At 49.6% G+C, this 16,371-nt stretch carries 19 protein-coding genes; 16 read left to right on the top strand and 3 right to left on the bottom strand.

Features of this window, described 5'->3' with window-relative positions:
- Positions 1-187: 187 nt before the first annotated feature.
- Positions 188-784, top strand: coding sequence for a genetic competence negative regulator (locus tag FGI41_RS06775; RefSeq protein WP_139489206.1), 597 nt, complete (start codon positions 188-190; stop codon positions 782-784).
- Positions 785-853: 69 nt separating this feature from the next.
- Here FGI41_RS06775 and FGI41_RS06770 read toward each other — a convergent pair whose 3' ends face one another.
- Positions 854-1,609: a PIG-L deacetylase family protein gene (locus FGI41_RS06770; RefSeq protein ID WP_139489205.1), complete on the bottom strand. Its 756-nt coding sequence runs from the start codon at positions 1,607-1,609 to the stop codon at positions 854-856.
- A 104-nt stretch (positions 1,610-1,713) separates the two neighbouring features.
- Between FGI41_RS06770 and FGI41_RS06765 the strand changes: the two genes are divergently transcribed.
- The 5 genes from FGI41_RS06765 (at position 1,714) to FGI41_RS06745 (ending at position 7,352) form a co-directional block, all read left to right on the top strand.
- Positions 1,714-3,222, top strand: a complete 1,509-nt coding sequence (locus FGI41_RS06765; RefSeq protein WP_176560162.1) for a DnaB-like helicase C-terminal domain-containing protein — start codon at positions 1,714-1,716, stop codon at positions 3,220-3,222.
- 58 nt (positions 3,223-3,280) lie between these two features.
- Positions 3,281-4,576 carry a Glu/Leu/Phe/Val family dehydrogenase gene (locus FGI41_RS06760; RefSeq protein WP_139489203.1) on the top strand — a complete coding sequence of 432 codons (1,296 nt, stop codon included), beginning with the start codon at positions 3,281-3,283 and terminating at the stop codon, positions 4,574-4,576.
- A 198-nt stretch (positions 4,577-4,774) separates the two neighbouring features.
- Positions 4,775-5,356: a Uma2 family endonuclease gene (locus tag FGI41_RS06755; RefSeq protein ID WP_139489202.1), complete on the top strand. Its 582-nt coding sequence runs from the start codon at positions 4,775-4,777 to the stop codon at positions 5,354-5,356.
- 180 nt (positions 5,357-5,536) lie between these two features.
- Complete coding sequence (locus FGI41_RS06750; protein ID WP_139489201.1) at positions 5,537-6,586, top strand: PLL family lectin; 1,050 nt, start codon at positions 5,537-5,539, stop codon at positions 6,584-6,586.
- Between the two features lie 184 nt (positions 6,587-6,770).
- Positions 6,771-7,352, top strand: coding sequence for a hypothetical protein (locus tag FGI41_RS06745; RefSeq protein ID WP_139489200.1), 582 nt, complete (start codon positions 6,771-6,773; stop codon positions 7,350-7,352).
- Here the strand turns inward: FGI41_RS06745 and FGI41_RS06740 are convergent.
- Positions 7,349-8,029, bottom strand: coding sequence for a DNA alkylation repair protein (locus FGI41_RS06740; RefSeq protein ID WP_139489199.1), 681 nt, complete (start codon positions 8,027-8,029; stop codon positions 7,349-7,351). The genes FGI41_RS06745 and FGI41_RS06740 overlap by 4 nt on opposite strands.
- A gap of 125 nt (positions 8,030-8,154) precedes the next feature.
- On the opposite strand from FGI41_RS06740, the gene FGI41_RS06735 reads away from it, so the two are divergent.
- The gene (locus tag FGI41_RS06735) at positions 8,155-8,334 is read left to right on the top strand and encodes a DEAD/DEAH box helicase family protein (RefSeq protein ID WP_139489198.1); all 180 of its coding nucleotides are present in this window, start codon (positions 8,155-8,157) and stop codon (positions 8,332-8,334) included.
- A gap of 169 nt (positions 8,335-8,503) precedes the next feature.
- On the opposite strand, the gene FGI41_RS06730 is transcribed toward FGI41_RS06735, so the two are convergent.
- The gene (locus FGI41_RS06730) at positions 8,504-9,475 is read right to left on the bottom strand and encodes an asparaginase (protein ID WP_139489197.1); all 972 of its coding nucleotides are present in this window, start codon (positions 9,473-9,475) and stop codon (positions 8,504-8,506) included.
- 90 nt (positions 9,476-9,565) lie between these two features.
- On the opposite strand from FGI41_RS06730, the gene prsW reads away from it, so the two are divergent.
- From prsW to rpsA, 9 genes are all read left to right on the top strand, one after another.
- A complete protein-coding gene (prsW, locus tag FGI41_RS06725) occupies positions 9,566-10,243 on the top strand; it encodes a glutamic-type intramembrane protease PrsW (protein WP_139489196.1) in 678 nt (225 codons plus the stop codon).
- Positions 10,244-10,261: 18 nt separating this feature from the next.
- Complete coding sequence (locus FGI41_RS24800) at positions 10,262-10,423, top strand: hypothetical protein (protein ID WP_176560161.1); 162 nt, start codon at positions 10,262-10,264, stop codon at positions 10,421-10,423.
- A gap of 177 nt (positions 10,424-10,600) precedes the next feature.
- A complete protein-coding gene (locus FGI41_RS06720; RefSeq protein WP_368656647.1) occupies positions 10,601-11,113 on the top strand; it encodes a cell wall hydrolase in 513 nt (170 codons plus the stop codon).
- Positions 11,114-11,161: 48 nt separating this feature from the next.
- A complete protein-coding gene (ypeB, locus tag FGI41_RS06715) occupies positions 11,162-12,568 on the top strand; it encodes a germination protein YpeB (protein ID WP_139489195.1) in 1,407 nt (468 codons plus the stop codon).
- Between the two features lie 133 nt (positions 12,569-12,701).
- Positions 12,702-13,391: a flagellar brake protein gene (locus FGI41_RS06710; protein WP_255298355.1), complete on the top strand. Its 690-nt coding sequence runs from the start codon at positions 12,702-12,704 to the stop codon at positions 13,389-13,391.
- 29 nt (positions 13,392-13,420) lie between these two features.
- Entirely contained in the window at positions 13,421-13,609 is a 189-nt protein-coding gene (locus FGI41_RS06705; protein WP_139489194.1) for a hypothetical protein, read from the top strand.
- A 107-nt stretch (positions 13,610-13,716) separates the two neighbouring features.
- Entirely contained in the window at positions 13,717-14,394 is a 678-nt protein-coding gene (gene cmk / locus FGI41_RS06700) for a (d)CMP kinase (protein WP_139489193.1), read from the top strand.
- Positions 14,381-14,974: a lysophospholipid acyltransferase family protein gene (locus FGI41_RS06695; protein WP_139489192.1), complete on the top strand. Its 594-nt coding sequence runs from the start codon at positions 14,381-14,383 to the stop codon at positions 14,972-14,974. The genes cmk and FGI41_RS06695 overlap by 14 nt, the downstream gene beginning before the upstream one ends.
- Before the next feature lie 166 nt (positions 14,975-15,140).
- Positions 15,141-16,322, top strand: coding sequence for a 30S ribosomal protein S1 (rpsA, locus tag FGI41_RS06690; RefSeq protein WP_139489191.1), 1,182 nt, complete (start codon positions 15,141-15,143; stop codon positions 16,320-16,322).
- The last annotated feature ends 49 nt before the right edge of the window (positions 16,323-16,371 follow it).

Here is a 16,371-nt window from a genome sequence, read left to right as displayed (position 1 = left end):
AAGGCTGTCGGCTGAACCACCAGTTGTAAATAGGCTTGGCGGTCTATATTCTTGTCCAAAATTATGTTATGATAGAATAACGAACGAAATGTACGTTCGCTTACATGTTTTGAGTGATTTGCATCGGAACTATTACAGGCTTACCTTCATAATTTGTAGTAGGACTGGATGGCGAGGAGGGACAGTCATGCGCGTAGAACGCCTTGGCCAAGACAAGATACGAATTTTTTTAACGTTTGACGATCTTTCGGAGCGAGGTATAGAGAAAGAAGATATGTGGCGTGACATTCCTAAGGTACATGAACTGTTCAATGACATGATGGAACAGGCCTATCATGAATTGGGATTTGAAATATCAGGCCCCGTGGCCGTTGAGGTTTTTGCCTTGCCAGCACAGGGAATGGTCGTGATCGTGACTCGCGGCAAAACCGGTTCCACTGCGGAGAAGGACGAGGATGATGACGAGGATGTCTACGAAATGGAAGTGACCCTTGAGGAGAGTGACTTGATCCTCTACTCCTTCCGTGATTTCGAACACCTCATTGAAGCAGCACACCGGATCAATTCATACCTAACCAATGGAGGAACCGTTTACTCCTACCAAAATAAATACTTCCTTGTACTTGAAGAGGTCGATTTGGATACAGATCGCTACCAGAAGCTGATTGCGATCCTGTCTGAATATGGCGAAGCCACGCCCATTACAGTATATGTACTGGAAGAATACGGAAAGACCGTTTTTGCGGATGATGCTGTCAAAGAAATCACCCGTCTCTTTCCGTAAAAGCAAACACCCAGCCCATCTTGTGTGAGCTGGGTGTTTTTTGCCCCTGCACAGGTACAGGCGACCCGATTACACGATCCCTGCAAAAAAATCTCGTTCTTTTTCGCCCGAACTGGCGTTAGTACCATGCATATTATGCCACACAAGAATAAAGTAATTTATGCTTCGAACATTGCTGTAATCTCCGTGGGAGATGCCGGGAAAGACCCGTTCCACAGAGACGTGCTGGGTGTGGTGGGCGAGCAGGGCAAGCGCCGCTGTCTCCACATGATCCGGTTCCACGATCTCTGTCGTAATGCTCTCCGGCGGATCGGTGAAGATCTGGCTGCCTTGCTGCCCAGTAAAAGGCTTGATGGACGGGATGGTGGCGTGATACAGCTTTTTCACCGGGTTCTCATCTGCTGCAAGCTGTTCGAGTGCCAAGCTGGTTGCAGCCGAGATCGCCTTATGGTCCGGATGCCCGGAAATGCCGTGAGGGGCGAAGGTGACCACCACTTGCGGCTGATGACGGCGGATCGCATCGATGATATGGGCGGCCAGTTCAGGCTGGGGCACGTCGCCGAGATGTTTGTCCTTATAATCGAGCAATTCGAGGTTGTCTATCCCAAGAATCGCACATGCCTCACGCAGCTCCTGCTCGCGTACCTGTGGCAGCTCTTCCTGGGTACAGATCGGCGGATCGCCCGGTTTGCCTGCTTCCCCCCTGGTCGCACAGAGCAGGGTGATGGTACAGGTATCATCCTGCGCGTATTTGGCAATCGTCACCCCGGATGTAAATGTCTCGTCATCCGGATGCGCAAATACAAATAACAAATTCTTTTTCATCGATTGGAACACACCCTTTTTTAATATCACTAGAGATATTATGTCACAGAACAAGTTGTGGAGAAAAGGACATCGCTCACACTTTCTGGAGAGGGAGTGAGATCATGGCTGAAATTACAAAACGTTTTTCATGGGAAGACCTTGATCAACTGGTGGAGCAATATTCTAAGCAGATGATCCTTGAGGCATATGCCTATCTCAATGCACGGGGGATCAAGAAGCAGACGGCGGAAGATTTCCGGCTGGGCTATGAAAAAGCCAAAATCGGGTTCCATGCCAACGGAAAAGGAACCTTGGGCGGCTATTTCAGCAACCGGATTATTTTTCCGATCATCGATGCTGACGGCAAAACCGTAGATTTGGTCGGACGCGCAATCGACAACCGGGAGCCCAAATACAGAAGCCTTCTTGGACGCAACGATACGTTTTTCAACCATCCGATCATCGCTTCTACAGAAGATGTCATTCTCGTTCGCAATGTGTTTGATGTGATGTCGCTCGCGCAGGAACGGCTGCCGGCGATCTCGCTCCCAGATACATCCCCGTTCCGCGACACACACGCCCAGCAGCTGACCGGCAAACGTGTCTTCATCTGCTATCCCAATGATGAGCCTGGACACCGGGAGAGCCTGCGGATCGCGCAAATGCTAGAAGGGGTCGCCAGTGATGTGTTCATCGTCCAGCTGCCAGAAGGTGTGCGGGACGTCAACGATATGTTTGTCCGCGGAAAAGATCCGCATGATCTGATGACCGACTTATTAAATGAAGCTGTTTCGGAAAACCTAAAAATGCCTGTCTTATCGGACGCACGAAGTCTGTCGGTGTTTACCGAGGAATATATGAAACGGCAAAAAGGCTTGTTTGGCGGGATTGCCACCGGATTTCCCGAGCTGGACGCCAAGCTGACCGGGGGACTTCATCCAGGTCTGTATCTTTTGATGGGAAATATCTCCACAGGTAAATCGATGCTGCTTCGGCAGATGGCTGACCAGATCGCAGGCAAAGGCGTTCCAGTCGTGTATGTCTCATGGGAAATGACCGCCTACGAGCTCTGGTGCCGCAGTATGGCGCGTCTGTTACACGTCGAGCCAAGCGACATGCTGTCAGGCAAAGTGGAGATGGAGAAGATCACGCAAGCGACACAGGCATACGGCGAAGTCGCCAAGCACATGATGACCATCGAAGGCACACTCGGGGTCACGCTGCAAGATATCGAAGAAACAATCCAACGCATCATCCAAGCCAATGGGAAAGCGCCCGTCATCATCATCGACGATCTGTTCCGCATCAACCAACGGGACAATCAAGGCAACATCGTCCACAACAATCAAGCGATGAACGTCTACCAGCTGCATCAGTGGTCCAAACAGTTTTCCACACCGATCGTTATCTCGGCCTCCATCAAGGATCTCAACCAGAGTGAGATTCATCCGCTTGTAGAGGTAGCTGTGGATACAATCATCCATTTTGAGGCAAAACAAAAAGACGATACCAACAAATCACAGGTGGATGAGATCAGCCTGAACCTGGTCAAAAACCGAAACGGAACCAATAACTCTGTCAAGTTACAATTTGATAAACAAAAGGCGGAATTTTTTGCTTCTCAAGAGTGAGACGAGCGTGTATACTAAGGTTTGGATTGACCGACATAACTTTCTGAGGTGGTATAAAATGGGAAATCACGAAGTGGTAACCGGGAACACCCAAGAGTCTAACGGACAGCAACAAGAAAGCTTGAACCTGCTCCACTCGACTCAAAAGGTGATCAAAGAAGCATTAGAAAAGCTTGGTTACCCAGAAGCGATGTTCGAACTGTTGAAAGAGCCATTACGTGTTCTGACGGTTCGCATCCCAGTTCGCATGGACGATGGAGAAGTGAAAGTCTTTACCGGCTACCGTGCTCAGCACAATGATGCAGTAGGGCCTACCAAAGGCGGAATTCGCTTCCATCCAGAAGTAACGGAAGACGAAGTGAAAGCGCTTTCTATCTGGATGAGCTTGAAATCCGGCATCGTAGACTTGCCTTACGGTGGTGGTAAAGGTGGAATCATCTGTGATCCACGCGAAATGTCCTTCCGTGAGCTTGAGCGTCTTAGCCGCGGTTATGTACGTGCAGTGAGCCAAATCGTAGGACCAACCAAAGATATTCCGGCTCCAGACGTATTCACTAACTCCCAAATCATGGCGTGGATGATGGACGAATACAGCCGTATCCGTGAGTTTGACTCCCCTGGCTTCATCACAGGTAAGCCAATCGCACTCGGCGGTTCACATGGCCGTGAAACAGCGACTGCAAAAGGGGTAACAATCTGTATCCGTGAAGCGGCAAAACGCCGTGGCATTCAAATCGAAGGCGCACGCGTAGTTGTGCAAGGCTTCGGTAATGCGGGCAGCTACCTTGCCAAGTTTATGCACGATGCAGGTGCAAAAGTAATCGGAATTTCCGATGCTTACGGTGCTTTGCATGATCCAGAGGGTCTTGATATTGACTATCTCCTGGATCGTCGCGATTCTTTCGGTACGGTAACCAAACTCTTTACCAACACGATCTCCAACAAAGAATTGCTTGAGCTTGATTGCGACATCCTCGTTCCTGCGGCGATCGAGAACCAAATCACCGCGTCGAACGCTCACAATATCAAAGCCCAAATCGTCGTAGAAGCGGCTAACGGACCTACGACGCTCGAAGCAACCCGCATCCTGACTGAACGCGGTATCCTGCTCGTACCAGACGTTCTCGCTTCTTCCGGTGGTGTAACCGTATCCTACTTTGAGTGGGTACAGAACAACCAAGGCTACTACTGGTCCGAAGAGGAAGTAGAAGAGAAGCTGGAAAAAGTAATGGTAAAAGCGTTTGAAAACGTCTACACCGCATCCCAGACCCGCAAAGTGGACATGCGCCTTGCTGCCTACATGGTGGGCGCACGCAAAATGGCGGAAGCATCCCGTTTCCGTGGTTGGGTGTAACAAAAGGATAGCAGCAGCTTAACGCTGTAAGCTTTATCAGTAAACAAAATCTCCTGTTCACACACGCGATGGTTCGTGTGAGCAGGGGATTTTTGTTTTTTGTCCGCAGATTACGTGGCGAGTCAACCGATACTTGAATGTGGTATACTATAATCAAAGCATTTGAACGGAAAAAAACGGGGTGGTCAGGTGAATCCAATGTCCAATCGCAACCCAGACCAGACATACACGTATGCCGATTATAAGCAGTGGGATGACAGCCAGCGCTGGGAGATTATCGGGGGTACCCTGTATAATATGACTCCGGCGCCGAGCAGAAGGCATCAGGTTATTATTAGAAATATGTTGTTACAAATGGGGAACTATTTGGTAGGAAAGAAGTGTCAAGTTTTTCAGTCTCCATTTGATGTCAGATTATTTGAAGATAAACAAACCGACGACGACCAAATCAATACCGTTGTCCAACCCGATCTGCTTATCGTCTGCGACCCCTCAAAGTTGGATGATGCAGGTTGTAAAGGGGCACCCGATCTGATTGTCGAAGTATTATCACCGTCTACCAGCGTCAAGGACAAAACCACGAAAAAATTCTTATACGAACAATCCGGCGTCCGCGAATATTGGATTGTCGACCCTGCCAACAACTACGTGGAAGTGTACCTCCTAGACCGCGAGCGCAGAGTCTATCAGACCCCGGTAATCTATCCGAGCAATGGCTTGGTTCAGGTAAGTATTTTTGATGATTTGCAAGTAGATTTAACCCGTGTGTTTACAGAATAGAGCAGTACCGCAAGCTCTCTGCATCAGAACAGCCGTCGGAAGGATGTCACATCCAGACCCGACGGCTTTTTTCACAGGCAATCAGACATAAAACCACACCCATGCTCTTATATTGTTCCTGTAGGACAAGTGACGGCAACCTCCACTCAAGGATGTTGATACAAGGAAAGGGTGTTGGGAATGAGTAACACACAGCATACAACGACGGCGACGTTAGCGCTACATACGGACGGGTATACGGCACAGCGATTGCGTTTTACCCCACCGGTCCAGCTCAATGCAGGGGTGATGACTATCACCAGCGGTACGACGAGCAGAGGCGACCTGCTGACGGCTTATGTGGACACTGAGCAGACGTATCACGCGCTGATTCGATCTCATCCACGACATAATCAGCCTGCCTACACACATAGCGCCAGCGTAAAACATACGCTGCCAGTGATTGCGAGCGGCAACCTCAGCGATGGACGTCTGGTACTGTTCCGTCAAGGGGTGAACCAGACCCTTTATACCAATACGGAACAGGGGGATGGCACCTTTGAGCCATACTGGACAGGTCTGTACAGCCATTCTCCCCTGTATGTGACCGGATGGAACAAGCAGAATCTGCTGACGGTGTATCAGCTGGGGCAGGATGGCCGGATCTACTTCATGATCGAGCAGGACAACGCGCTCCCGAGCCAGTGGAAGTCTTTTTCCAATGCAGCGGCCCGCTCCATCGCCACTGGTAACCTGTCTGACGGACGTCAGGTCGTGCTTCATATCGGGATGGATCACCACCTCTATTATGCCATCGAGCCGAACCAACAGCCTGTCTGGGCGTGCATCCCAAGCTATACCAAGGAGATCGTCACCGGCTCACTGAAAAACGGCACATTGGCAGTATTCACCCGCGACTACCTCAATACGATTGGCTATGCTGTAGAGGAACAGGGGAAACTGCCGGAAGCTCTAACTCATCTGGATACCGCGGTCCGTGCCCTTGCTTTCGGCAATCTGGCAGATGGGACGGGTGTCTTGTTCGGAATCGATGGGGAGGGCCGAGTCTTTGCCATCCCAGAAGGCAACGACGGTTTTCAAACAGGGCAATCCCAGACGGTCTACCAGCCGTACACCTCAGCAGGGAATGGCGAAGCGATCAGGCTGTCTACAGGCAGACTGGTAGACGGTCGTCTGATGCTTACAATTATCACAGAGGAGAACAATCTCATCTGCCTGCGTGAAGCTTAGAGCTTGAGCCAAACGCATAGAAACGCATAGAAGCTGACGTCTGGTTTGACCCGGACGTCAGCTTTTCTCATTCCATCAGTTTTACACAATTCCTAAAGTAATTTTTAAGAATTAACACCTATCCTTATCAACAAGAGAAAGAAGCTATTATCTTATATGGTTTTGGATAGGGAGGAACCACCTAATGAAAAAAACAACTGCAATCCGCATGCCTGTACTCAAAGTGTTTTTTGGACTCATTCTGCTTGCAAGCATCCTACTTACTGCCGGTGGACTGTACGGTTTGATTGATCCTGAATCGAGGTGGATGGGCTTTCGTGCGATGGATAAGATTTTGACCAAAGCGTCTGAAATCTTTACCTACGCGGCCGTCATCCTGCTGGTTTGGAAGCTCCTGTGGAGGGGCAGTCAAAAGCTCAAGCTGCCATTCACTGATTTCGTCCGTAAAATCTGGGCATTCTTCTACACCCGTCACATTCTGTTTGGCTGGATCGTAACAGCCGCAGCGGTTGCTCACAGTGTCTATTTTCTCGTCTTCCTGCCACGCTCGATGACACCTGTCTACAGCGGTCTGATCGCGCTTGGGGTCATGGCTGTGCTTGTTGTACTTGGCGTCTTTTTAGATAAGAAGGCAAGAGGGAACAAAACGATTCGGATGGCCCATACCGTCCTAGGTGTCCTGTTCATGGCAGGGTTGTTCTACCATCTCGGTACCGCACACGAAGGTCATGGGCCAAGAACAGGACATCCTCCGATCGGCAGTTAGGTGGCAGGAGCGACATGCTTCAGTGCTTCCCGTCTGCTTAGTGGAGCTAGGGGGTGTGCCCCGACAAACTCAATGACAGCCTGTGCATCTGTCTTGGCATACTCCCGAAGCGCCCAGCCGATCGCTTTTTGCAGGAAAAATTCCTTGGAATCGACAACATGTAAGATGGATCTGTACAGCAATGGCAGATCCGTCTTTTCTTTATATTTGAGCTGAAACAGAATCGCCGTCCGCTGCAGCCACATATGTTCCGATGCCAGCCATTTGTCCACCGAGGGGAGAATCATCTCAGGATGCTTGGTCAAAAAGACACCCACCAGCCGCGCCGCCAGCGTATCCACGGTATCCCACCACGATTTGTGGACGACCAACTCCTCCAAAAGCGGCAAAAACGACACATCCAGCTTTTTCACCCGCTTCTCCAACAGCTCAAGCGCGGCATACTGAAACTCCCGCTCCGGCAACGCCCACAGCTCCCGCACCACTGCCGAAAGCATGTCCCCCTCAGGAACCCCATGCTCTCGGACAAACTCCCGCAACAAAGCTGTCCGCTCCGGCGACTTGATCCCCAAAAAAGGAAAGTGATCCTTCATATATGCACGCATCGGCCCTGCATTCACATCGTTTGCATGCGAGCGGAAAAGATGTTCGAGATTTTGTGTGTATGTCTGTGTCATAGCCGCAGCTCCTTTTCAGATGATGATCCTGTCTTCGTCAGGAATCGTATTTGTACATGCAATTGTTTTATGTAAAAGATTGTATAAAAAAGAAGATAAGGTAAGGATAGCATCACAGCAGACAGATGAAAACAACAGATGGAAGAGGAGCACAAGAAGAAAGCATTCAATCAGGTACCAAAACGTTTTTAAAAGAAGAACAACAACGTAAACCAAAGCGTTTCATCAAGGCTTCGTTTTTGCGCCTCAGCAAAAAGAAAGCCCTTTTTTATTTTTGTCAGCAGAACCAGAGTGGGAGAGTGTGAGGAGCATCTGTTCATAAGGAGACCGGCCCCGTAGGGGGAAAGGCGACTGGAGAACAGATGCTCCTCACACTCCTCCGGACTGCCGGTGTGTCAACCGAAAACAAAAAGCTGCCGATTTTTTATCGACAGCCCAGACAAAGCATTGGATTAGAAAAGCTTTTGAAAACGATTAGTGATTAAAAAACTGCTGCAGCTCACTCGACTTACCAGCCTGCTGCAACGCCACCATCAGCTTCAGACGCGCCTTCTGACCATTCAGACCATTGGAGAAAATAATCCCCATCTGTTTGAGCATATGACCGCCGCCCTCATAACCGTAGACATCCTGCACCTGCCCGTTATAGCAACGGGACACCATCACAACTGGAATCCCTTTATCGATCAACTGTTTGAGGGTAGGCAGAATCGCCGGAGGCAGGTTCCCCAGGCCAAAGCCTTCAATCACCACACCATCAATCGGCTGCTCCAGCAAGAAAGCGAGCCACTCAGGATTCATTCCCGCCACCGCTTTGATCAGCGGCACATTGGCATTGGCATGGGTGATCGGATAATACTCGCGGTCGAGCGGATAGTGATGATAGCTGACCTCTTTTTTGCTCACATTGCCAATCGGACCATAGGACGGGGATTGGAAGGTGGCGACATTGCTCGTATGCGTCTTGGTGACGTGACGGGCGGCATGGATTTCGTCGTTGAACACGACCACGACGCCTTTATCAGCGCTCTGTGGCTCCACCACGGTACGGACAGCGGAGATCAGATTGACTGGACCGTCTGCGCCAAGCTCATTGCTGGAGCGCATCGCCCCTGTGACTGCGACCGGGATACTGAGATTCAGCGTCAGATCAAGGAAAAAGGCAGTCTCTTCCAGCGTATCGGTCCCATGGGTAACCACGACGCCTTCATAGTGGTGCTTGGCACATTCGTCCTCAATCAGAACGCGCAGGTCGTTCATAATCGGCGGAGTGATGTGCGGGCTTGGCAGATTCAAATAATTGATGGTAGTAACTTCAGCGTAACGGTTGACGTGAGGAAGCATTTTTTGCACGGCCAAATCATCCATTGGCTTTACGGACTCAGAGGCATCTTCCATCGACATTGCAATCGTACCGCCGGTGTTAATGACTAGAACCTTTTTCATATGCGTTTTCTCTCCTGGTTGCTTACTTTTCATCGTCTATCATTCATGGTACGATGAATGATAACCTATGTAAAGGAGCAAGTATTTGCGATGATAGCGTTAATCGGCGCCGCCATTGCACCGGGAATCGCACTCTTAAGTTATTTTTACCTAAGAGACACCTTAGAACCCGAACCAATCTCGATGGTGATTCGTGAGTTTATATTCGGTGTCTTACTCGCATTCCCGATCATGGTGATTCAATACATTATTCAAACCGAGTGGGGTTTGACAAACGAATATTCACACGCCATTATCAACTCAGCCATGATTGAAGAGTTCTTCAAATGGCTGGTGGTTTTCCTCACGGCGTATAAGCACGTAGAGTTTGACGAGCCGTATGACGGGATCGTCTATTCGGTTGCGATCTCGCTGGGTTTTGCTACGCTGGAGAATTTCTTTTACCTGATTCTTAATGGGGAAGAGACCGCGCTCTGGCGTGCATTGCTCCCGGTGTCTAGCCACGCGCTGTTCGGGGTCTGGATGGGTTATTATTTCGGTCTGGGCAAATTCACCGACAAGCCAAACCGCAAGCAGTGGAAGCTGGTGGCAGCGTTTGTGATTCCGTTTGTGTTTCATTGCTTGTACAATCTGACATTTACCGTGATGAAAGACGAATGGTGGCTCGTCATCGTGCCGTTTATGATATTTCTTTGGTATCACGGCCTCAAAAAAGTCCAATTAGCACATGATTATGGTTCTAAAAAGGCTGACACCCGTCCACACTAAGGGGAGGAGGCGACAATCATGCTAAAAAACCAACGAGCGAAAATCACCATTCAATGCAACATTTGCGGAGAAAAATTCACACTGCGTGGCCGCCGCGCCCCTGGAGGGCAAGTTGATACCGGCTTTAAGCAATGTCTTTGCGACAATGACACCCAATTTCATATTACCGAGGAAGAATGAGAAAGAACTGGCAATGATCAGTTCTTTCTTTTTTTGCATAATCGCATGGGCGCTCACTCACACTATCTCTAGAAAGCAACCAGTTTCTCAAGGAGGTTCGCCCAAGTGGAAGCTTCAAGACCAGTTAACAGTCGTCTGCTCAAATGGACTATTGCCGTTGTAATTGGAGTTGTCAGTTTGCTCGGAGTCCATTACATATCAACCACGTCCGTGTCAGCACAACCAGGTCTCAGCCAGTATGATGCGGCACTGGATACAGAAATGGCGGCCAAACGAAAAGCCAGAACCAAAGCCAAGAAGAAAAAGAAGAAGAAAACGTTCCACATTTCACGATTGTCCCAAAATGATATCAAATTGATGGCCAACGCTGTCTATGGAGAAGCACGCGGAGAGCCTTACATCGGACAGGTTGCGATTGCATCGGTCATCATCAACCGAAGCAAAAGCCCTAATTTCCCGGAGTCACCGGCAGCCGTGATTTTTGAACCGCGTGCCTTTACCGCGGTTGCAGACGGGCAGATCTATCTCACGCCCAACCCCAAAGCGAAAAAAGCGGTCAGAGACGCGATGCGCGGATGGGACCCGACAGGCGGATGCACCTATTACTTCAACCCGGCAACAGCCACGTCCAAATGGATCTGGGGCAGACCGCAGGTAAAACGGATCGGAAAACATATTTTCTGCCGGTAATTAACTGATTTAGCTTTTCTCAAAACTCGACACAAGGAGGAATTCGGCATGGTCTATGGAGCAATCTCACGCGTTGTAATGCCGATAGCGGTGGTCGGCTTAATCGGTGCAGGAATGTGGGGCTACCAAGAGCACAACGAAAAGAACTCGATCCTAATCAAGGCAGAGAACCAATACCAGCGTGCATTCCACGATTTGAACTACCATATCGACCGCTTGCACGATGAACTGGGCAAAACGATGGTAATCAACACCCGCAATCAGATCACTCCAAGCATTGCCAACGTCTGGCGTCTCGCATACACAGCCCAGTCTGATGTTGGTCAGCTTCCGCTCACCCTGATGCCATTTAACAATACCGAGGAGTTTCTCTCCAATGTGGCAGACTTCTCTCATTCGGTAGCTATCCGTGACCTGTCCAAACATCCGCTCACGGCAAAAGAACAGAAAACCCTGCATGATCTCTACAAGCACTCCAAAGAGATTAAAAAAGAGCTGGATCATGTCCAAACCAAAGTAATCGACAAGCAGCTCCGCTGGATGGACGTAGAGTCTGCCATCGCTTCCGATGATAAAAAGACCGACAACACGATTATTGACGGCTTCCGTACGATTGAGAAGCGTGTTCAGGAGTTCCCGGAGGTTGACTGGGGCGTCACTGTCCAAAGTGTGGATCACAAGCGTAAGCAGCGCATCCAAGGTTTGAAGGGGCCCCGCATCACCAAAGAACAGGCAAAGGATATCGCTGTTCGCTTCGCAGGCTTACAGGATCAGAAAAACAAGCTTAAGATTGACGTAGATTCAGATGGAAAAGGCACAGACTACACCGCCTACAGTGTGCGTATCGTAGACGGCAATGTAGACAATCCGCTCAGTATGGACATCACCAAAAACGGGGGCCGCGTCGTCTGGTTCCTCAAGGAAAAAGAGATCCAGGAAGAGCGCATCACCATCGAGCAGGCCGAAGCCAATGCCAACCGTTGGCTGAAGGATCACGGCTATGATACCATGGTGGCTGCCGAGAGCGATTCCTATGACGGTCTGGGCGTATTTACCTTTGTCAACCAACAGAACGGGGTACGCATCTACCCAGATTCGGTTACGGTTAAAGTGGCCTTGGATACTGGGGAGGTTAACGGCTTCCACGCAGTGGAGTATCTCTACAACAACAAGGTGCGCCAGATCCCGCAAGCCAAAATCACCGAACAAAAAGCCCGTACCGTGCTCAGCCCGAACTTGAAAGTCACCGAACACCGGATGGCCATGATCGAGGGCAAAATGGACGGAAAAGAAGTTCTCTGCCACGAATTTACCGGTACATTTGATAACCAGACGTACATGGTTTATGTAAACGCCCAGACCGGTCAGGAAGAAGAAGTGGTGCGTATGGAGACCGAGCAGGACGATGAAGTAGAAGGAATGGACGAAACCCAAGAACAGAATGAAACAACATAATATATTATAAATATAAATATTTGAGAGAAGTTGGCGCCCGATCCCAACTTCTCTATTTGCTGTTAATGGGTTTCGGAATGTATAATAGTGGGAAAAAGACTGCAAGGGGATATACATAAGGGGGAAACGGTCGGTGATTGTACTGCCACAAGTTGGACAGATCATACGTTTGAGTCCGGTAACTTTAGTAGAAGATAAGAGTAATGAGGTATATAAATCACGTGTAGCTGATATGGATATTGCCAAAGGAATTGCTGCGATTGAATTGCCGATCAACGAAGAGACCGGACGCTCAAGCGGCAGATTTGAGACGGGCACAGAATGGCACATTTGGTACGTCGGTACGGATGGTTCCCGCTATGATTTTAAGACCAAAATCCAGGGGAAACGCACAGAAAACATTCCACTGATTCTTCTGCACATACCCGAAAAAGACAAGATTACACGCACACAGCGCCGTGGTTATTTACGTGTAAATCTTTCCGTAGACATCGCCGTCAAAGCTGAGAATGCAGCAGGTGAGCACCATTTTCTCGCCAAGACCGTAGACGTCAGCGGCGGGGGGCTTGCATTTGTCTGCCCCTCTTATTGCAAGCTGTTCCCAAAGGATCAGCTGCGCATCTGGATTTCCCTGCCGCTTAAAGCAGGCCCGGTGCTGCATGCGATGGCCGATGCTGAGATCATCCGGATCAAGGAGCTCAGATCCGGGCAACTGTCCATTTCAGTAAAATTCCTCGATATCCACGAATCGGACCGTGCCAAAATCGTCCGTGCCTGCTACGAGAAACAGTTGGAGCTTCGGAAAAAAGGGATCAACGAATAATTTTTTTTCGTCAAAAGGAGCGAAGACAATTGAGTCGGCAAGAAGAGTACAACACCCGCTACAAAAAGCTTTCAGAGCGCGTCGAAAAAGGCATCGTGACGTTGGTAGCCGTATGTATCGCCGGACTTGTGGGAGGACAATTCCTTTACGCATTCGACCCGATTCGTCAAATGCTTGTAGAAACCGTGCGTTTGGAAGGTGCCGCCCAAGTGCCGTAAGTTTGCGTCTTTGCATGTTTTGTGGTACGATATTCCATGGTTAGGCTTCATCGGGACACACTTCGATCGAAGCTTTTCTTATTTTCTCTAGTAGGTGATTCGTAAAGATGAAGATTGCAATTGATGGACCAGCCGGAGCAGGTAAAAGTACTGTTGCACAGCAAATCGCTTCCGAGCTCAACTTTGTTTACATCGACACCGGTGCCATGTATCGCGCTCTCGCATGGGCTACGTTGCAACAAGGTGTTCCTGTTGATAACCAGCAGGAGGTATCCGCGCTGCTCACGTCCGCGCGTATTGAGCTGAGACGTGAAGAAGACGGACAGCATGTCTATTGGAACGACCAGGATATCACATCCCTGATCCGCACACAGGAAGTGAGCAATCATGCTTCCATCGTCGCCAGCTACGGTGATGTCCGCGCACAGATGCTTGTGCTCCAGCGGATGATGGCCGAGTCAGGCAACGTCGTGATGGATGGCCGTGATATCGGGACACATGTGTTGCCGAATGCTGATGTAAAAATTTTCTTGACCGCCTCTGTGGATGAGCGGGCGCAGCGCCGTTATGCCGAGCTGATCGGCAAAGGCAATGAAGCCGATCTGGAGCAGCTCAAACAAGAGATCGCAGAGCGCGACAAGCGTGACAGTGAGCGTGAAGTAGCACCGCTCCGTCAGGCTGACGATGCTGTACTGGTCGACACGACAGGGCTCTCGATCGATCAAGTGGTGGATAAGATCCTCACAATCTGTAAGCAAGCGGGTGAAGGCAGTGGGATTGTATAAGTTTTTCCGCGCGCTCTTCCGCTTTGTTTTCAGCTTCTTTTTCCGCTGGCGTGTGGTTGGCAGAGAGAATATCCCGCAAGACGGGCCTGTGATCCTGTGCTCCAACCACATCAGCAACTGGGACCCGCCGCTTTTGGGTTCCGGTATTGAGCGCCAAGTCAATTTCATGGCCAAAGAGGAGCTATTCAAGATTCCGGTACTAGGCTGGCTGATTACCCAATTTGGTGCTTTTCCGGTCAAACGGGGAGGCGGAGACCGTTCCGCAATCCGTTCGACCCTCCAATTGCTCGAAAGTGGAAAAATATTAGGAATTTTTCCGGAAGGCACACGAAGCAAGACTGGTGAGCTGGGAAAAGGAATGCCGGGCACAGCCCTCTTCGCTCTCCGCTCCAATGCCGTCGTGATTCCCGTGGCCATCATCGGGCCTTATCAGCTTTTCCGTCCCGTGACGATTGTGTATGGCAAGCCCGTTGATTTAACCGAGTTTAAAGAGGCAAAAGGTGGATCCGACACGGTCACCGCAACTACTGATCACATCATGCGTCAGATTCAACAACTCATTGATACACATAAAGCGTAATCGCTTGTATGAAAAACCGGGGATGGAAAAATAATAAGCCTAACAGCCTGCATATTTTGTAAGACCACTCGCCAATTTTGGCGAAGGTTCATTATACACAATACTATCCCGCTGCTGCAATCATCTGTTTCACGCGAACAGGATGGTACTCAAGGAGGTTTAGTCAATGGTTGAAGAAACAAACAACAGCCTGAGTCTCACAGATTTGAAAACCTTGTCTGTGGGCGATGTCGTAAAGGCAAAAGTGACCAAAGTAGAAGACAAGCAGGCATTGGTTGATGTCGGCTACAAATACGATGGTCTGATTCCGATCAGCGAGCTTTCTGGATTGCATGTAGAAAAAGTTTCCGATGTGGTAAATGTCGGCGATGAATTCGAAGTAAAAGTAACCAAGCTCAACGACGAAAAAGAAGAACTCGTCGTATCCAAAAAAGCCATCACCGTGGAAAAAGCATGGGATGAGCTGGCTGGTAAAATGGAGCGCGGTGACATCATCGAAGCTGCTGTAAAAGAAGTTGTCAAAGGCGGTCTGGTTGTAGACGTAGGTCTTCGTGGTTTCATCCCAGCCTCCATGGTTGAGCGCCATTTTGTGGAAGATTTCTCTGACTACATAGGTCGTACCCTCACCCTCAAAGTGGTGGAGATGGACAAGGAAAAGAACAAAGTGATCCTCTCTCACAAGGCTGTGCTCGAAGATGAAGCGAAGCAGGGCAAAGCACAAGTACTCGAAGGACTCACCCCAGGTCAAGTCCTCGAAGGTACCGTGCAACGCCTCACCGATTTCGGTGTGTTCGTTGACATCGGCGGCGTAGACGGTCTGGTACACGTATCTGAGCTGGCTTGGAATCACGTGGATAAGCCATCCGACGTGGTAAAAGAAGGCGACAAGGTACAAGTAAAAGTACTCAAAGTGGACAAAGAAAACGAGCGCATTTCCCTCAGCATCAAAGAAACACAACCAGGTCCATATGCACAAGCGGCTGGTCAGTTCAAGAAAGGTGACATTGTAGCAGGTACCGTCAAACGCCTTGCAAGCTTCGGCGCATTCGTCGAAATCGCTCCTGGTGTAGAAGGTCTGGTACACATCTCTCAAATTGCGAACCGCCGTGTAGCCACTCCAGGCGAAGTGCTCAAAGAAGGTCAAGAAGTCACCGTCAAAATTCTCGACCTCAACCCGGCTGAACAACGCATTTCTCTCTCCATCCGTGCCCTCGATGAGGAAAAAGAGGAGAAGAAAGAGCAAGCAAGCCGCCGCGAGCATCAACAATTCGTACAAGAGAACAACCAACAAGGCATGGGGATTACCCTCGGTGACCTGTTCGGTGATCTCAAGGATAAATTCAAGTAAACAAAAGCACGATTGGGAAAAGGGTACGCGCGCGCGTATCCTTTTTTTC

Origin of the sequence: Brevibacillus dissolubilis (genome assembly GCF_006170445.1) — a bacterium.
GTDB classification, from domain to species: Bacteria; Bacillota; Bacilli; order Brevibacillales; family Brevibacillaceae; genus Brevibacillus_B; species Brevibacillus_B dissolubilis.
This window is presented reverse-complemented; position numbering and strand designations above follow the sequence as displayed.